Below are 16,887 nucleotides of genomic sequence, written 5' to 3'. Positions count from 1 at the left end.
CGAACACCTTAGTATCGGGTGATGTCTGCATTGGCTTCCAGCTGCTTGCGGTAAGCCGCAAAGTCCTGCTGGCCAGCACGGGACGCGAGGTAGCGGCGAATCTGCTGCTTCTCTTCGTCGGTGGCGGTAGCGCCGTCGTTCACACCCTTGAGCTGCAACACCACCAGGCTTCCGTCACGCAGCACCACACTGCCATACACAGGCTTGTCCTTGGCTTGCGGCTTGCCCAGACGGAACAGTGCCTGCAGTTCGGCCGGATCTATACCGTCCTCGCCACGGGTGACTGCTTCATAGGCTTTCCAGCCTTGGCCTTCGTGAACGCTGCCTGCTGCGATGGAACCGTCACGCAGGCCGGCAATCAGCTTGTCTGCCTTGGCCTTGAGTTCGGCAGTTGCCTTCTCTTTGGCCAGGTGCTCCCTGATGTTCTTGGCGACAGCGTCCAGCGGCAGTTGCTCTGGTTTGCGGTGTTCCTTGACGCGCAGCACCACGGTGGTCTCAGGGTCAAGCTCGATGGCGGTGCTGTTGGCACCCTCATCCAGCACTTCTTCAGAGAACGCCGCCTGCACCACCGCACGGTTGGCGGTAATGCCTTCACCGCCCTCACGGCCGAAGGCCGCGGAGGTGTGTACCTTGAGGTTCAGGTCCTGGGCCGGCTGGGCCAGGTCGGAAGCCTCGTAGGCAGCATCCTGCAGTTGCTTGCTGGCGTCGACATAACGCTGCTCGACCAGCGGCATCTTCAGATCGCGGGTCAGTTTGTCCTTCAGGCTGGCGAAGCTCGGTACTTCTGGCGCCTGGACGCCCAGCAGCTTGATCAGATGGTAGCCAAACTCGGTGCGCACCGGAGCAGATACCTGCCCATCCTGCAGCTGGTACAGCGCCTCTTCGAAGGCCGGGTCGTATACGCCCGGGCCGGCAAAGCCGAGGTCACCACCGCTGGTGGCGGAGCCTGGGTCCTGAGAGAACTCCTTGGCCAAAGCGGCAAAGTCCTCACCCTTGGCCAGACGCTGCTCGATCTCTTCGGCGCGGGCCTTGGCCTGGGCGTCGGTGACCTTGTCGTTGACCTCGATGAGGATGTGCGCGGCATGACGCTGCTCGGCCAGGTTGGCGATTTCCTTCTCGTACTGGGCCTTGAGCTCTTCGTCGGTCACTTTGACCTGATCGAAGAACGCCGACTTCTTCAGCTCGATGTAGTCGATCACGACCTGGTCAGGCGACATGAACTCCTTGGCGCGCTGGTCGTAGTGCGCCTTGACCTCTTCGTCGCTGACCTTGACTGCGGCCGGGTCGGCCTTGAACGTCAGGGAGGCGAAGTCGCGGGTCTGCTTCTCCAGGCGAGCGAAGGCATCGACCTGTTGATCGGTGACGAAGCTGCTGCCGGCCAGGCCGGTGCGCAGTTGGCCGATGAGCATTTCCTCGCCGAGCATCTCGCGGAACTGCATACGGCCGTAGCCCATCTGGCGGATCACCTGGTCGAAACGGTCAGCGCTGAACTTGCCGTCCACCTGGAACTCAGGGGTCTGCAAGATCACCTGATCCAGCGCAGCGTCGGAGAATGCGAACTTGGCATCCTCAGCACCTTGCAGCAGCAGCTTGCGGCTGATCAGCCCCTTGAGTGCCTCCTCACGCAGCAACTTGTCATCCAGCAGCGCCGGGTCGAAATCCTTGCCCAACTGTTGCATCAGTTGACGGCGCTGCATGTCGGCCGCCTGGCTCAGTTCGTTCTGGCTGATGGTCTGGCCGTTCACCTTGGCGGCGTCCTGGCTATGAGTGGCGGCCTGGAAAATGGCTTCGAAACCGGTCAATGCCATCAACACGACGATAAGGCCGATGATGGTCTTGGCAATCCAACCTTGTGAATTGTCCCTGATATTTTGCAGCATGCGTCCCCCAGAAACGGCTGTACCACTGCGTCGACAACCGCGGAGCGTGGGTAGAATCCTGATAAAAGAAAGGCGCATCCGAGGATGCGCCTTTTCTTAGCAAACGTGTCAGGCGGGAACGTTTGCGCCCCGCCTTCACCGTGCTCGGACCAGGCCAGGCCGGGTCCGGCTGAAAGACGACTTAGTTGACGGCGTCTTTCAGGCCTTTGCCTGCCTTGAAACCTGGAACCTTGGCGGCTTCGATCTTGATTGCCTTGCCGGTTTGCGGGTTGCGGCCGGTACGCTCGGCGCGCTCCTTGACCGAGAAGGTACCAAAGCCAACCAGTACCACATCGTCACCTTGCTTCAGGGCGCCGGTGACGGATTCGATGACTGCGTCCAGCGCACGGCCGGCTACAGCTTTCGGGATGTCTGCAGATGCGGCGATAGCGTCAATCAGTTCCGACTTGTTCACTCTAAGTCCCCTTATTTCTCTATTGAGTTTGTTTCTAAGTATGTAATGAAAAGCTTATGAAACGTGTGCTGGGAGGCATGGCGACAATAACGTGCCGCTTTATAGCAAGGCGCCGAAAATACTGTCAAGGAAAGCCCCCCAGCCAAAAACTACTAATGCGTGCTGATTCTTTCCTTAGCATCGCCGTCGCGCTTCTCGTCTTTCGCGACAATCTCCGGAGCCACATCTGGCAAGGGCTCCGGGGCGTATTGCAGCGCAATTTGCAGGACTTCGTCAATCCATTTGACCGGTTTGATCTGAAGATCCTGTTTGATATTTTCAGGAATCTCCTTGAGATCGCGAACATTCTCCTCGGGAATGATCACCGTCTTGATCCCGCCACGGTGTGCCGCCAGCAGTTTTTCCTTCAGCCCGCCAATGGCCAATACCTGGCCACGCAAGGTGATTTCGCCGGTCATGGCCACGTCGGCACGTACCGGAATCTGCGTCAGCGCCGACACCAGTGCGGTGCACATTCCGATACCGGCACTTGGGCCGTCCTTCGGCGTGGCGCCCTCAGGCATGTGAATGTGCACGTCATGCTTCTCGTGGAAGTCGGCGGCAATCCCCAGGCTGCGGGCGCGGCTGCGTACCACGGTCTGCGCGGCGGTAATCGACTCGACCATGACATCGCCCAGCGAGCCGGTCTTGATCAACTGGCCCTTGCCGGGGATGACCACGGCCTCGATGGTGAGCAACTCGCCACCCACCTGGGTCCACGCCAGGCCGGTTACCTGGCCGATCTGATCCTGCTGCTCGGCCAGGCCATAGCGGAACTTGCGCACGCCCAGCAGGTGCTCCAGCTGCTCGCTGGCCACCTTGACCTTGACCTGCTTCTGCCCGGTATGTTCCTTGACCACCTTGCGGCAGACCTTGGCAATTTGCCGCTCCAGGCCCCGCACACCGGCTTCACGGGTGTAGTAGCGGATGATGTCGCGAATCGCCGAGATGTCGACTTCCAGCTCTTCCTTCTTCAAGCCGTTGGCCTTGACCTGCTTGGGCACCAGGTACTTGACCGCGATGTTGATCTTTTCGTCCTCGGTGTAGCCAGGCAGACGGATGACTTCCATCCGGTCCAGCAGCGCCGGCGGGATGTTCATCGAGTTCGAGGTGCACAGGAACATCACGTCCGAGAGGTCGTAGTCGACCTCCAGGTAGTGGTCGTTGAAGTTGTGGTTCTGTTCAGGGTCGAGCACTTCCAGCAGTGCCGAAGCGGGGTCACCGCGCATGTCGCTGCCCATCTTGTCGATCTCGTCGAGCAGGAACAACGGGTTGCGCACGCCCACCTTGGTCATCTTCTGGATCAGGCGACCCGGCATGGAGCCGATGTAGGTACGGCGGTGGCCACGGATCTCGGCCTCGTCACGCACGCCACCCAGGGCCATGCGCACGAACTTGCGGTTGGTGGCGGCAGCGATCGACTCGGCCAGCGAGGTCTTGCCGACACCGGGTGGCCCGACCAGGCACAGCACCGGACCGCGGATCTTCTTGACGCGCTTCTGCACGGCAAGGTATTCGAGGATGCGTTCCTTGACCTCTTCCAGGCCATAGTGGTCGGCATCGAGGATTTCCTCGGCCTTGGTCAGGTCCAGGCGCACCTTGCTCTGAGCCTTCCACGGCACCTGCACCAACCAGTCGAGGTACGAGCGCACCACGGTAGCTTCGGCCGACATCGGAGACATTTGCTTGAGCTTGTTCAGCTCCGCCTGAGCCTTGGCCAAGGCATCTTTAGGCAGACCTGCGGCTTCGATGCGCTTTTTCAGCTCTTCGACTTCATTGTGGCCTTCATCACCATCGCCAAGTTCTTTCTGAATGGCCTTCATCTGCTCATTCAGGTAGTACTCGCGCTGGCTGCGCTCCATCTGCTTCTTGACCCGGCCGCGAATGCGCTTTTCGACCTGCAGGAGGTCGATTTCGGCATCCAGCAGTGCCAGCACGTGCTCGACACGGGTAGTCAAGTCGACGATTTCAAGAATTTCCTGCTTCTGCTCGATCTTCAGGGCCATGTGCGCGGCCATGGTGTCGACCAGGCGCCCTGGCTCGTCGATGCTGTTCAGCGAAGACAGCACTTCGGCAGGCACCTTCTTGCCCAGCTGAACGTATTGTTCGAACTGCGACAGCAGCGTGCGCACGAACACTTCCGACTCGCGCTCGGCAGTGTCGGTTTCGTCGATCAGGGAGACTTCGGCACGGATGTGCCCTTCAACTTCGGAGAAGCGCTCGACCGCACCGCGCTGTTCGCCTTCGACCAGCACCTTGACGGTGCCATCAGGCAGCTTCAGCAGTTGCAGCACGGTGGCAACGGTACCGACGCGGTACAGGGCGTCCTCACCCGGATCGTCGTCGGCTGGGTTCTTCTGGGCCAGCAGAAGGATCTGCTTTTCGCCCGTCATCGCCGCCTCGAGGGCTTCGATGGACTTTTCGCGCCCCACGAACAGCGGGATAACCATGTGCGGGTAAACAACGACATCGCGCAATGGCAAAAGAGGCAAGTCGAGGGTGGTCTTCATGATTTCGCCTCTACAGCGGCCTTATGGCCGGAAACCGGTGGAAATGATGCTTGGACCTAATGTGGGGGCACGCTTGAGAAATTACAAGCGCTTGCACAGGAAAAGCAGAAAGGGGCCCGTAGGCCCCCTTCTTGCTTGCAATCGAGAACCGGCCATTGCCTGAATCAGGCGTCTGGCGCGGCTTTGGCTTGCGGTTCGCTGTTTTCGTAAATCATCAGCGGCTGCGAGGTACCTTCAATGACGCTCTCGTCGATAACCACCTTGCTGACATCCTTTTTCGAAGGAATCTCATACATGGTATCGAGCAGCACGCCTTCGAGGATCGAACGCAGGCCACGAGCGCCAGTCTTGCGCTCCAGGGCCTTGCGTGCAACGGCCTTGAGCGCATCGCTGCGGAACTCGAGGTCGACGCTTTCCATCTCGAACAGCTTGGCATACTGCTTGGTCAGGGCATTCTTCGGCTCGGTGAGGATCTGCATCAACGCAGCCTCATCCAGCTCGTCGAGGGTAGCCAGTACCGGCAGGCGGCCGACGAATTCCGGAATCAGGCCAAACTTGACCAGATCGTCCGGCTCGACCTCACGCAGGGACTCACCAACCTTCTTGCCCTCTTCCTTGCTGCGCACTTCGGCACCAAAACCGATGCCGCCTTTGGTGGAGCGGTTCTGGATGACCTTTTCCAGGCCCGAGAACGCACCACCGCAGATGAACAGGATGTTGCGGGTATCAACCTGCAGGAATTCCTGTTGCGGGTGCTTGCGGCCGCCTTGCGGCGGGACCGAGGCCACGGTGCCTTCGATCAGCTTCAGCAGTGCCTGCTGCACGCCCTCGCCCGAGACATCACGGGTAATGGACGGGTTGTCCGACTTGCGCGAGATCTTGTCGATTTCGTCGATGTAGACAATGCCCATCTGGGCCTTTTCCACGTCGTAGTCGCACTTCTGCAACAGCTTCTGGATGATGTTTTCGACGTCCTCACCCACATAACCGGCTTCGGTCAGGGTGGTGGCGTCAGCAATGGTAAACGGTACGTTCAACAGGCGTGCCAGGGTTTCGGCGAGCAGGGTCTTACCCGAGCCGGTCGGCCCGATGAGCAGGATGTTGCTCTTGCCCAGTTCGACTTCGTCACCCTTCTTGTCACGCTGGTTCAGGCGCTTGTAGTGGTTGTACACCGCTACGGCCAGCACCTTCTTCGCGCGCTCCTGACCAATCACGTACTGGTCCAGGATGCCGCTGATTTCTTTCGGCGAAGGCAATTTGTGCGCGCTGCTCTCGGCCTGGGCTTCCTGCACCTCCTCACGGATGATGTCGTTGCACAGGTCGACGCACTCGTCGCAGATAAATACCGAGGGCCCGGCAATCAGTTTGCGCACTTCGTGCTGGCTTTTGCCGCAGAAGGAGCAATAAAGCAATTTGCCGCTGTCCTCGCCGTTACGGGTGTCAGTCATTCGATCGATCCAATCCGGTAGGCTTGCAACACAAGATGAAGGCAATTGCGGGCTTTTTCAAGTCCGCAGGTAGGCGCTTTCGACGCCCACCTGCTCTGACCCCCCGGTTCAGGAGGCCAGTTGCCGCTTGTCATAGACCGAGTCGATCAGGCCGTACTCGGCTGCGCGCGAGGCGCTCATGAAGTTGTCACGCTCGGTGTCACGCTTGATGGTTTCGAGATCCTGGCCGGTGTGATAGGCCAGCAACTCGTTCAGACGAGCCTTGATATTGAGGATTTCCTGGGCGTGGATCTCGATATCGGTGGCCTGACCCTGGAAGCCGCCCAGCGGCTGGTGGATCATCACGCGCGAGTTAGGCAGGCAATGACGCTTGCCCTTGGCACCTGCCGCCAGCAGGAAGGCGCCCATGCTGCAGGCCTGGCCGATGCAGATGGTCGAAACGTCCGGCTTGATGAACTGCATGGTGTCGTAGATCGACATGCCGGCGGTGACGGAACCGCCCGGCGAGTTGATGTACAGATGGATATCCTTGTCCGGGTTTTCCGCCTCAAGGAACAGCAGTTGCGCAACGACGAGGTTGGCCATGTAGTCCTCTACCGGGCCAACCAGGAAGATCACTCGCTCCTTCAACAGGCGCGAGTAGATGTCGTAAGCGCGTTCGCCACGGGCGGACTGCTCGATAACCATCGGGACCAGGCCGCCTGCGGCCTGGATGTCAGAGCTCTGCTGAATATAAGAATTGCGGGACATGTCCTGCGCTCACTCCCAAATAGTCATGGCTTGAATACGCACAAGCCAGCTCGAAGGCTGGCTTGTGGAGGTTTCCTACGAGAGAAGACCGTTACTCAGCAGCGGCAGGCGCCTCGGCTGGTTTGACGGCTTCTTCGTACGAGACCGATTTGTCGGTCACAGTCGCTTTCTGCAGAACAGTATCTACAACTTGTTCTTCCAGCACAACCGAACGCACTTCGTTCAGTTGCTGGTCGTTCTTGTAGTACCAGGCGATGACCTGCTCAGGTTCTTGGTAAGCCGAAGCCATTTCTTCGATCATCTCGCGAACCTTGGCGTCGTCCGGCTTCAGCTCGAACTGCTTGACCACTTCGGCCACGATCAGGCCCAGCACGACGCGGCGCTTGGCTTGCTCTTCGAACAGCTCGACTGGCAGCTGCTCAGGCTTGATGTTGCCACCAAACTGCTGAACAGCCTGTACGCGCAGACGGTTGACTTCGTTTTCCAGCAGGGCCTTTGGCACTTCGATCGGGTTGGCGGCCAGCAGACCGTCCATGACCTGGTTCTTGACCTTGGTCTTGATCGCCTGACGCAGCTCACGCTCCATGTTCTTGCGAACTTCGGCGCGGAAGCCTTCCAGCGTCGATTCCTTGATGCCGAACTGGGCGAAGAACTCTTCGTTCAGTTCTGGCAGTACAGGTGCCGAAACGCTGTTGACGGTGATGGTGAACTCGGCGGCTTTGCCAGCCAGGTCCAGGTTCTGATAGTCCTCTGGGAAGGTCACGTTGACAACGCGCTCTTCGCCAGCCTTGGCGCCTACCAGGCCCTCTTCGAAGCCTGGGATCATGCGGCCGGAGCCCAGCACCAGCAGGGTGCCCTTGGCCGAACCACCGGCAAACGCTTCACCGTCGACCTTGCCGACGAAGTCGATGTTGACCTGGTCGTCATTCTGCGCAGCGCGCTCAACGGCCTCGAAGCGGGTGTTCTGCTTGCGCAGCACTTCCAGCATGTTGTCCAGGTCACTGTCAGCCACTTCGGCGCTCAGGCGCTCGACCTTGATCGACTCGAGGCCCGCAACAGTGAACTCAGGGAACACTTCGAAGATGGCGACGAACTCCAGATCCTTGCCCTTTTCGAAGGACTTGGGCTCTACAGCCGGGGCGCCAGCCGGGTTCAGCTTCTGCTCGACGATGGCTTCGTAGAAGGAAGCCTGGACCAGGTCACCGAAAGCCTCTTGACGGGCGTCCGCCTCGAAACGCTGACGGATCACGGTCATCGGTACCTTACCAGGACGGAAGCCCGCAATCTTGGCGCGCTTGGCAGTCTGCTGCAGACGCTTGTTGACTTCGTTCTCGACGCGCTCGGCCGGAACGGCGATGGTCATGCGGCGCTCGAGAGCGGAAGTGTTTTCAACAGAAACTTGCATGGATATTCCTCGTTGCACAGACGTTAGCCGGCGTTAGCCCGACTCCAGAATCAAGGGCAAACATTCTAGTGAGTCACGCAGCAGAAGTCACCCCACACGGGACGACTGAAAACAACGCCGGTCGATTAACTTTCAAGGCCCGCACGGCACAGCGCCAGGCCTGCTTCCAACAGGAGCTGCACGGTGCCGGAGGGCGGCCTGCAGCCGAAATACTTTGTCAAACAACTACCCGCAACGCATTCGCCTCCTTTATTGAGGATCAATGTCGTTGAACTGGCAGTATTCCTCCCACTCCAGCCCCAGCGCCTCGGCCACTTCACGGTGCGTTTCCAGGCGCATGGCCTGCAACTGCTCCGGGGACTCAGCAATCAATTGCAGCGCCAGCTCCCAAGGCTCGATACCCTGTTCCTCGGCGGCATCCTCGAACGCCCACTCGATTTGCCGGGCCTGCTCACGCGCATCCAGCTCGCGGATCTCCTCGAGCAACTGCGGATTGGCGTCGGCAAAGCGCTGCAGCGCCAGAGCCTGACGGGCTTCTTTTGCAATCATCGTGGTGTCCTTTGCCGGCCAAACGGGCCGGTGTTTCAACCGGCTGAAATCTAACAGCTTTTATTGGGGTGCCACCAGTGGATTACAAGGGGCAGGAGCTGTTTTGGCTGGGGCGCGGCTCATCACCGCTACGCAGCCCCAAAACAAAAAGGCGCCCGATCTCACGATCAAGGCGCCTTTCAGGAATATGGGGTGGACGATGGGAATCGAACCCACGACAACTGGAATCACAATCCAGCGCTCTACCAACTGAGCTACGCCCACCATATTGCGGTCTTGCGGTACAACCTTACAGAAGCATGGTGCGGACGAAGAGACTCGAACTCTTACAGCTTGCGCCGCTGGAACCTAAATCCAGTGTGTCTACCAATTTCACCACGTCCGCGTAACGCTTAAAACAAAGGCGCCAGATGCTATCGAGGCGCCCTTGAAAAATATGGGGTGGACGATGGGAATCGAACCCACGACAACTGGAATCACAATCCAGCGCTCTACCAACTGAGCTACGCCCACCATATTGCATTACAGCCTACTTGCTTGCCAAAGCTGCCTAATGGCGCACCCGGCAGGACTCGAACCTGCGACCATCCGCTTAGAAGGCGGATGCTCTATCCAGCTGAGCTACGGGCGCTTAAGCTTGAAGCCTAACCGAACGAGACGCTAACAAGGAACTGTTAAACCACTCATTCTGCCCGACTTAGCCAACCAGTGCTAGGCTGTGCCCGACAAGTGCGGCGAATCTTATAGTCGACCCCGAAAGTCGTCAACACCTTTTTCGAAAAAATTTAAATTATTTAAGGGGTTAGGGGATTTGCCCGACCACCCGCCTTTGCCCTTGGCCCATGTCGTGCGAGAATGCACGTTCTTTATTGTTCCTTCTCGATGGTTAATCACGCGTCTATGACTGCACACCTAATCGATGGCAAGGCTATCGCCGCCAGCCTGCGCCAGCAGATCGCTCAACGTGTCGTGGAGCGTCGCCAGCAAGGCCTGCGTACGCCGGGCCTGGCAGTGATCCTGGTCGGCACCGACCCCGCCTCCCAAGTCTATGTCTCGCACAAGCGCAAGGACTGCGAAGAGGTCGGCTTCATTTCGCAGGCTTTCGACCTGCCCAGCGAGACCACGCAACAAGCCCTGACCGAGCTGATCGACCGTCTCAATGACGACCCGGCCGTCGACGGCATCCTGCTGCAACTGCCGCTGCCGGCGCACCTGGATGCCTCGTTGCTGCTCGAGCGCATTCGCCCGGACAAGGATGTGGACGGCTTCCATCCGTACAACATCGGCCGCCTGGCCCAGCGTATTCCACTGCTGCGCCCGTGCACACCGAAAGGCATCATGACCCTGCTGGAAAGCACCGGTCAGGACCTGTACGGCATGAACGCGGTGATCGTCGGCGCGTCCAACATCGTTGGCCGCCCGATGGCCATGGAACTGCTGCTGGCCGGCTGCACCGTGACCGTCTGCCATCGCTTCACCAAGGACCTGGCCGGCCATGTCGGGCGTGCCGACCTGGTGGTCGTGGCTGCCGGCAAGCCGGGCCTGGTCAAGGGTGAGTGGGTCAAGGAAGGCGCCATCGTCATCGATGTGGGCATCAACCGCCAGGAAGACGGCAAGCTGGTCGGCGACGTGGTCTACGAGACTGCCCTGCCCCGCGCCGGCTGGATCACACCGGTGCCGGGCGGCGTCGGGCCGATGACCCGGGCATGCCTGCTGGAGAACACGCTGTACGCGGCAGAAGAGCTGCACAAGTAATACCGCGTGATGCGAAAACGGCACCTTTTGCAGGTGCCGTTTTTTTTGCCCGTGACGAATGACCTCTTCGCGGACGAGCCTGCTCTTGCAAGCGGTTGTCCGCCCCCAGGGGGCGAGGGAAGCCACCACGGTGTTCAGCCGATCACTTCCTGGCCGCCTCCCAGGACTTCAGCAGTTCGTTGTAGCTGACGGTCTCGCCCATGGGCTTTTCGTTGGCCAGCTTGGCTTTCGGCGCACCCGGCTGGTCGAACCAGTACTGGGCGTCCTTCTCCGGATTCAACTTGGGCGCACACGTCGCCTGGGCATTGGAGCGTTGCAGGCGCTCCATCATGCGGTCCTGGTCGCGGGCCAGCCCATCCAGGGCTTGCTGCGGGGTCTTTTCGCCACTGGCGACTTCGGCGATATGGCTCCACCACAATTGCGCCAACCGCGGGTAGTCCGGCACGTTGGTGCCGGTCGGCGTCCACTGCACCCGCGCAGGGCTGCGATAGAACTCCACCAGCCCACCGAGCTTGGGCGCCAACTCGGTCATGGCCTGGGAGTTGATGTCCGACTCACGAATCGGCGTCAGGCCGACGATGGTCTTTTTCAGCGATACGGTCTTTGAGGTGACGAACTGGGCGTACAGCCACGCCGCCAGGCGTTGCTTCTCGGGGGTGGACTTGAAGAAGGTCCACGAGCCGGTGTCCTGGTAGCCGAGTTTCATACCCTCTTCCCAGTATGGCCCCTTCGGTGAAGGCGCCATGCGCCACTTCGGCGTGCCGTCGGCATTCACAACCGGCAAGCCGGGCTTCGTCATGTCGGCGGTGAACGCGGTGTACCAGAATATCTGCTGGGCAATGTTGCCTTGCGCCGGCACGGGGCCGGCTTCGGAGAATGTCATGCCCTGCGCTTCCTTGGGCGCGTAAGCACGCATCCAGTCCACGTACTTCTGCGTGGCATAGACGGCGGCCGGCCCATTGGTATCGCCGCCGCGGGTCACGCTGGAACCCACCGGATGGCAGTCCTCCACGCGAATGCCCCATTCATCGACCGGCAAACCATTGGGCAGGCCCTTGTCGCCGCCGCCGGCCATCGAGAACCAGGCGTCGGTGAAGCGCCAGCCCAGTGACGGGTCTTTCTTTCCGTAGTCCATGTGCCCGTAGACGCGCTTGCCGTCGATCTCCTTGACGTCTTCGGTGAAGAACTTGGCAATGTCCTCGTACGCCGACCAGTTCACTGGCACTCCCAGTTCATAGCCGTACTTCTCTTTGAACCTGGCCTTCAACTCAGGCCGTTCGAACCAGTCGGCGCGGAACCAGTACAGGTTGGCGAACTGCTGGTCGGGCAATTGGTAGACCTTGCCATCGGGCGCGGTGGTGAAGGAAATACCGATGAAATCCTTCAGGTCGAGGGTCGGCGAGGTGTAGGCTTTGCCCTCGTTGGCCATCAGGTCGGTGATCGATTCCACTTTGCCGTAGCGAAAGTGCGTACCGATCAGGTCGGAGTCGTTGACCCAGCCGTCATAGATGTTCTTGTCCGACTGCATCTGCGTCTGCAGTTTTTCCACCACGTCGCCTTCCTGCAGCAGGTCGTGGGTCAGCTGGATGCCGGTGATCTCACTGAAAGCCTTGGCCAGCACCTTGGATTCGTATTCATGGGTGGTGATGGTTTCCGACACAACGTTGATCTTCATCCCGCGAAACGGCTCGGCTGCTTTGATGAACCACTGCAATTCGGCCAACTGCTGTTCGGGGGTAAGGGTCGAAGGCTTGAACTCGCTGCCGATCCATTTCTTTGCCGCCTCTTCGTACTGGTCGGCCCAGGCTGTGCCTTGCACGCTGGCCAGCACCAGCAACGCGGCCAGGGTCAAATGTCGCCTGTTGTGTTTGTTGTCGAACATTGTGATCTCCCGTTTCAGTTATCCCACAGGGCCGCTTGCTCAGCCCCAGCGCAACACCACCGCCAGCCACGCCAGCGACAGCAGCGAGGCCACCCACAATGGCCAGTCGCTGACACCGACCACCAGCAGGTGCAGGTAGGCGCTGGCCAGCAGGCCGATGAACAAACGGTCACCACGGCTGGTGACCAGCGGCAAAAAGCCCCGTCGCTCTACGCAGGGGCGACGCAGTTCAAGCAATGTCATGCCCAGCAACAACAGGCCCACAGCAACGAAGAACAGCGCTGTCGGCAGGGTCCAGGCCATCCAATCCATGCGTTGCCCTCCTCACACCCGGCCCAGGGCGAAGCCCTTGGCCACATGATTGCGCACGAACCAGATCACCAGCATGCCCGGCAAGATGGTCAGCACCCCCGCCGCCGCCAGCACACCCCAGTCGATGCCCGATGCCGACACCGTGCGGGTCATCACCGCGGCAATCGGCTTGGCATTCACCGAGGTCAGGGTGCGCGCCAGCAGCAGTTCGACCCAGGAGAACATGAAACAGAAAAACGCCGTGACGCCGATGCCGGAGCCAATCAGCGGTATGAAGATCTTCACGAAGAAGCGTGGAAAACTGTAGCCGTCGATGTAGGCGGTTTCGTCGATTTCCCTTGGCACGCCCGACATGAAACCCTCCAGGATCCACACCGCCAGCGGTACGTTGAACAGGCAATGGGCCAGCGCCACGGCAATGTGGGTATCGAACAGCCCGATCGACGAGTACAACTGGAAGAACGGCAGCAGGAACACCGCTGGTGGCGCCATGCGGTTGGTCAGCAGCCAGAAGAACAGGTGGCGGTCGCCGAGAAAGCGGTAGCGCGAGAACGCATAGGCCGCGGGCAACGCCACAAGCAGTGAAATCAGCGTGTTCAAGCACACGTAGTACAGCGAGTTGATGTAGCCGCTGTACCAGCTGGCGTCGGTGAAGATCACTCGGTAGTTGTCGAGCGTGAACGCCTGCGGCCACAGGGTCAGGCCGCCAAGGATCTCGGCGTTGCTCTTGAACGACATGTTCAGCAACCAGTAGATCGGCACCAGCAGGAAGAAGAAGTACAGCAGCAGGGCCATTGATTTGCGTGTGCTCATGGCCTAGTCCTTGTCGGCATGGGCCATGGCTGTGTAGAACAGCCACGACACCAGCAGGATGATCAGGAAGTACACCAGTGAAAACGCTGCCGCCGGCCCCAGGTCGAACTGCCCTACGGCCATACGCGTGAGGGTCTGGCTGAGGAACGTGGTCGCATTACCTGGCCCGCCGCCGGTCAGCACGAACGGCTCGGTGTAGATCATGAAACTGTCCATGAAGCGCAGCATCAACGCGATCACCAGCACGTTCTTGAGCTTGGGCAGCTGGATATGGCGAAACACCGCCCAGCCCGAGGCCCGATCGATGCGCGCGGCCTGGTAGTACACGTCGGGGATCGCACGCAGCCCCGAATAGCACAGCAGAGCCACCAACGAAGTCCAGTGCCACACATCCATCACCAGCACGGTGAGCCAGGCGTCGAACGGGTCACCGGCATAGTTGTAGCTGACCCCGAGCTTGGCCAGGGAAGCGCCGAGCAGGCCAATGTCGGCCCGGCCGAAAATCTGCCAGATAGTGCCGACCACGTTCCACGGGATCAGCAACGGGATAGCCATGACGATCAGGCACACCGAGGCCATGCGGCCTTTGGTTGGCATGGCCAGGGCGATGCCTATACCCAACGGAATTTCGATCAGCAGTACACAGGCCGAGTAAATGAACTGGCGCAGCAATGCGTCGTGCAGCGCCGGGTCGCGCAGTACCTGGCGGTACCAGTCGGCACCGACGAAGTAGCGGCTGGACTGGTCGAAGATGTCTTGCACCGAGTAGTTGACCACCGTCATCATCGGCACCACCGCGCTGAACGCGACCAGCAGGAACACCGGCAGCACCAGCCACCAGGCCTTGTTGTTCGGCACCTTGTTGTTCATGGCCCGGCCTCCAGCAGCACATCGTCGACATACAGCATCAGCCACTGGGCCGGCAGGCTGACCCAAGCCTTGTCCACAGGCAACGGGCGGTCCTCGCCCAGCCTCGCCTTGAGCGTGACACCGCCCAGTTCGAGGGTGACGATGCGATAGGTACCCAGGTCTTCGACGTCCAGCACCCGTGCCGGGTAGGCACCCTCGAACGGGCTGTCCCACAGCTGCACGAACTCCGGGCGAATGCCCACCTGCAGCCGCCCGCCCGCCCGTGCAGCCAGGCGCTCGCACAAGCCATCGGGCAGTACCAACTGGACATCGCCGAACACCACCGCGCCCGCCTCGGCACGCACGTCGATCAAGTTCATGCCCGGGCTACCGATGAAATAACCGACGAACGTATGCCGCGGTCGCTCGAACAGCTCGCGCGGTGTGCCGAACTGGACGATGCGTCCGCCGTGCATCACCGCGATCTTGTCGGCGAAGGTCGAGGCCTCCAACTGGTCGTGGGTGACGTAGATCATGGTGATGTTGAACTGCTCATGGATCTGCTTCAGCTTGCGCCGCAGCTTCCACTTCAGATGCGGGTCGATCACCGTCAGCGGCTCGTCGAACAGGATCGCCGACACGTCATCGCGCACCAGGCCACGCCCCATGGAGACTTTCTGCTTTTCATCGGCGGTGAGGTTGCGTGCTTTCTTGCGCAACACGGCAGTCAGCTCGAGCACTTCGGCAATTTCTTCCACCCGGGCACGCACCCGGGCTTCATCGAGCCCCTGGTTGCGCAAGGGGAAGGCCAGGTTGTCGAACACCGTCATGGTGTCGTACACCACCGGGAACTGGAACACCTGGGCGATATTGCGTGCCTGCGGGGACAGCTGGTTGACCGGCTTGCCGTCGAACAGCACCTCGCCATGAGACGGCGTCAGTAGCCCGGAAATGATATTGAGCAAGGTCGACTTGCCGCAGCCTGACGGCCCGAGCAACGCATAGGCACCGCCCTGCTCCCACACATGTTCGAGTGCGTGCAGGGCATAGTCTGCCTCGCTGGCGGGCTGGCGGCTGTAACTGTGCGCCAGCTGGCGCAGGCGGATTTCGGCCATCACCCTCTCCTTGCCTGGCGCAACCCCGGGGCCTGCACCAACCCCCCGGCGCTGTCGAAAACGAACAGCTTGTGCGTGGGGATGAACACGCGTATCGGCGTGTCCACCTGGTATTCGTGCACCCCGGGAAGGTGCAGCACCATGCGCCAGTATTCGTTGCGCACATGCAGAAATGTTTCTGACCCACTGATCTCGGCCAACTCCACCAGCACCGCCAGCTCCAGGTCATCGTCATGGGCCGGCACCAGCGCGATATGGCTGGGGCGCACGCCGAAGCGGTAGTCACCCTCGGCCAGCGGCTCCAGGTCGGCATTGCGGGCGAAGTGCACGGTCTGGGCCAGGCTCACCTCGTTACCCGTGATACGGCCAGACACCAGGTTGATCGGCGGCTCGGAAAACAGCTCGGCAGCCAGCACGCTGCTGGGGCGCTGATAGACCTCGGCGGTGGGCCCGCTCTGCACGATACGGCCTTCGTGCACAAGCGTGGTGGTGCCGCCCAGCGCCAGCGCCTCGTTGGGCTCGGTGGTGGCGTACACAGCTATGCAATGGCGCGCCGCGAACAGCTCGCGCAGCTCCTGGCGCAGGCCTTCGCGCAACTTGTAGTCGAGGTTGACCAATGGCTCGTCGAAGAGGATCAACGAGGCATCCTTGACCAGTGCCCTGGCCATCGCCGTGCGTTGCTGCTGGCCACCGGAGAGCTCCAGTGGCAGGCGTTGCAGGTAGGTTTCGATGCGCAGCATCTCGGCAGTTTCCTGCACCCGCCGTCGGATCTGGTCCTCGGCCATGCGCGCCTGGCGCAGCGGCGAGGCGATGTTTTCGTACACGCTCAAGGTCGGGTAATTGATGAATTGCTGATACACCATCGACACATTGCGCTGACGCACCGGCACACCGGTGACGTCCTGGCCATCCATCAGCACCCGCCCCCGGTCCGGACGGTCCAGCCCGGCCATCAGGCGCATCAGGCTGGTCTTGCCGGCCAGGGTGCGACCCAGCAGCACATTGAACGAACCGGGCTCGAAACGCAGTGTCGCATCGACGATCCACGGCTGGTTGTCGACGCTACGGCTGACCTGCTCCAGCACCAGGGACATGGCGTGGCCTTTTTGTGATTGTTGTCTGCCGG

Annotated in this window: 14 protein-coding genes and 4 tRNA genes; 1 reads left to right on the top strand and 17 read right to left on the bottom strand. The window is 60.5% G+C overall.

Going from position 1 to position 16,887, the window contains the following annotated elements:
* Positions 1–8: 8 nt before the first annotated feature.
* From ACF8Q6_RS12415 to ACF8Q6_RS12365, 11 genes are all read right to left on the bottom strand, one after another.
* Positions 9–1,880 (bottom strand): SurA N-terminal domain-containing protein, encoded by a 1,872-nt coding sequence (locus tag ACF8Q6_RS12415; protein WP_392491251.1) that lies wholly within the window; start codon positions 1,878–1,880, stop codon positions 9–11.
* 181 nt (positions 1,881–2,061) lie between these two features.
* Positions 2,062–2,334: a nucleoid-associated protein HU-beta gene (hupB, locus tag ACF8Q6_RS12410; RefSeq protein WP_003250246.1), complete on the bottom strand. Its 273-nt coding sequence runs from the start codon at positions 2,332–2,334 to the stop codon at positions 2,062–2,064.
* Positions 2,335–2,486: 152 nt separating this feature from the next.
* A complete protein-coding gene (gene lon, locus ACF8Q6_RS12405) occupies positions 2,487–4,883 on the bottom strand; it encodes an endopeptidase La (RefSeq protein WP_392491250.1) in 2,397 nt (798 codons plus the stop codon).
* A 164-nt stretch (positions 4,884–5,047) separates the two neighbouring features.
* A complete protein-coding gene (gene clpX, locus ACF8Q6_RS12400; RefSeq protein WP_003250242.1) occupies positions 5,048–6,331 on the bottom strand; it encodes an ATP-dependent Clp protease ATP-binding subunit ClpX in 1,284 nt (427 codons plus the stop codon).
* Between the two features lie 108 nt (positions 6,332–6,439).
* Positions 6,440–7,081, bottom strand: a complete 642-nt coding sequence (gene clpP, locus ACF8Q6_RS12395; protein ID WP_003259400.1) for an ATP-dependent Clp endopeptidase proteolytic subunit ClpP — start codon at positions 7,079–7,081, stop codon at positions 6,440–6,442.
* A gap of 91 nt (positions 7,082–7,172) precedes the next feature.
* Complete coding sequence (gene tig, locus ACF8Q6_RS12390; RefSeq protein ID WP_014753846.1) at positions 7,173–8,486, bottom strand: trigger factor; 1,314 nt, start codon at positions 8,484–8,486, stop codon at positions 7,173–7,175.
* 249 nt (positions 8,487–8,735) lie between these two features.
* On the bottom strand, positions 8,736–9,035 hold the full coding sequence (locus tag ACF8Q6_RS12385) for a DUF6388 family protein (RefSeq protein WP_392491249.1): 300 nt from the start codon (positions 9,033–9,035) through the stop codon (positions 8,736–8,738).
* Between the two features lie 188 nt (positions 9,036–9,223).
* Positions 9,224–9,299: transfer RNA gene (locus ACF8Q6_RS12380), tRNA-His, on the bottom strand.
* A gap of 36 nt (positions 9,300–9,335) precedes the next feature.
* Positions 9,336–9,420, bottom strand: a tRNA-Leu gene (locus ACF8Q6_RS12375).
* A gap of 52 nt (positions 9,421–9,472) precedes the next feature.
* Positions 9,473–9,548: transfer RNA gene (locus ACF8Q6_RS12370), tRNA-His, on the bottom strand.
* Between the two features lie 41 nt (positions 9,549–9,589).
* Positions 9,590–9,666, bottom strand: a tRNA-Arg gene (locus tag ACF8Q6_RS12365).
* A gap of 269 nt (positions 9,667–9,935) precedes the next feature.
* On the opposite strand from ACF8Q6_RS12365, the gene folD reads away from it, so the two are divergent.
* A complete protein-coding gene (gene folD, locus ACF8Q6_RS12360) occupies positions 9,936–10,790 on the top strand; it encodes a bifunctional methylenetetrahydrofolate dehydrogenase/methenyltetrahydrofolate cyclohydrolase FolD (RefSeq protein WP_003250234.1) in 855 nt (284 codons plus the stop codon).
* A gap of 142 nt (positions 10,791–10,932) precedes the next feature.
* Here the strand turns inward: folD and ACF8Q6_RS12355 are convergent, their stop codons facing one another.
* The 6 genes from ACF8Q6_RS12355 to ACF8Q6_RS12330 are packed head-to-tail and all read right to left on the bottom strand — an operon-like array spanning position 10,933 to position 16,855.
* A complete protein-coding gene (locus ACF8Q6_RS12355) occupies positions 10,933–12,672 on the bottom strand; it encodes a carbohydrate ABC transporter substrate-binding protein (protein ID WP_392491315.1) in 1,740 nt (579 codons plus the stop codon).
* Between the two features lie 39 nt (positions 12,673–12,711).
* Positions 12,712–12,984: a DUF2160 domain-containing protein gene (locus ACF8Q6_RS12350; protein ID WP_392491314.1), complete on the bottom strand. Its 273-nt coding sequence runs from the start codon at positions 12,982–12,984 to the stop codon at positions 12,712–12,714.
* A 12-nt stretch (positions 12,985–12,996) separates the two neighbouring features.
* Entirely contained in the window at positions 12,997–13,797 is an 801-nt protein-coding gene (locus ACF8Q6_RS12345; RefSeq protein ID WP_003250228.1) for a carbohydrate ABC transporter permease, read from the bottom strand.
* Between the two features lie 3 nt (positions 13,798–13,800).
* Complete coding sequence (locus ACF8Q6_RS12340) at positions 13,801–14,667, bottom strand: carbohydrate ABC transporter permease (RefSeq protein ID WP_392491313.1); 867 nt, start codon at positions 14,665–14,667, stop codon at positions 13,801–13,803.
* Complete coding sequence (locus tag ACF8Q6_RS12335) at positions 14,664–15,761, bottom strand: ABC transporter ATP-binding protein (protein ID WP_392491312.1); 1,098 nt, start codon at positions 15,759–15,761, stop codon at positions 14,664–14,666. The genes ACF8Q6_RS12340 and ACF8Q6_RS12335 overlap by 4 nt, the downstream gene beginning before the upstream one ends.
* Complete coding sequence (locus tag ACF8Q6_RS12330) at positions 15,761–16,855, bottom strand: ABC transporter ATP-binding protein (RefSeq protein ID WP_392491311.1); 1,095 nt, start codon at positions 16,853–16,855, stop codon at positions 15,761–15,763. The genes ACF8Q6_RS12335 and ACF8Q6_RS12330 overlap by 1 nt, the downstream gene beginning before the upstream one ends.
* Between the last annotated feature and the right edge of the window lie 32 nt (positions 16,856–16,887).

It is taken from the genome of Pseudomonas sp. GLN_2 (assembly GCF_043106005.1).
Lineage (GTDB): Bacteria > Pseudomonadota > Gammaproteobacteria > Pseudomonadales > Pseudomonadaceae > Aquipseudomonas > Aquipseudomonas alloputida.
This window is presented reverse-complemented; position numbering and strand designations above follow the sequence as displayed.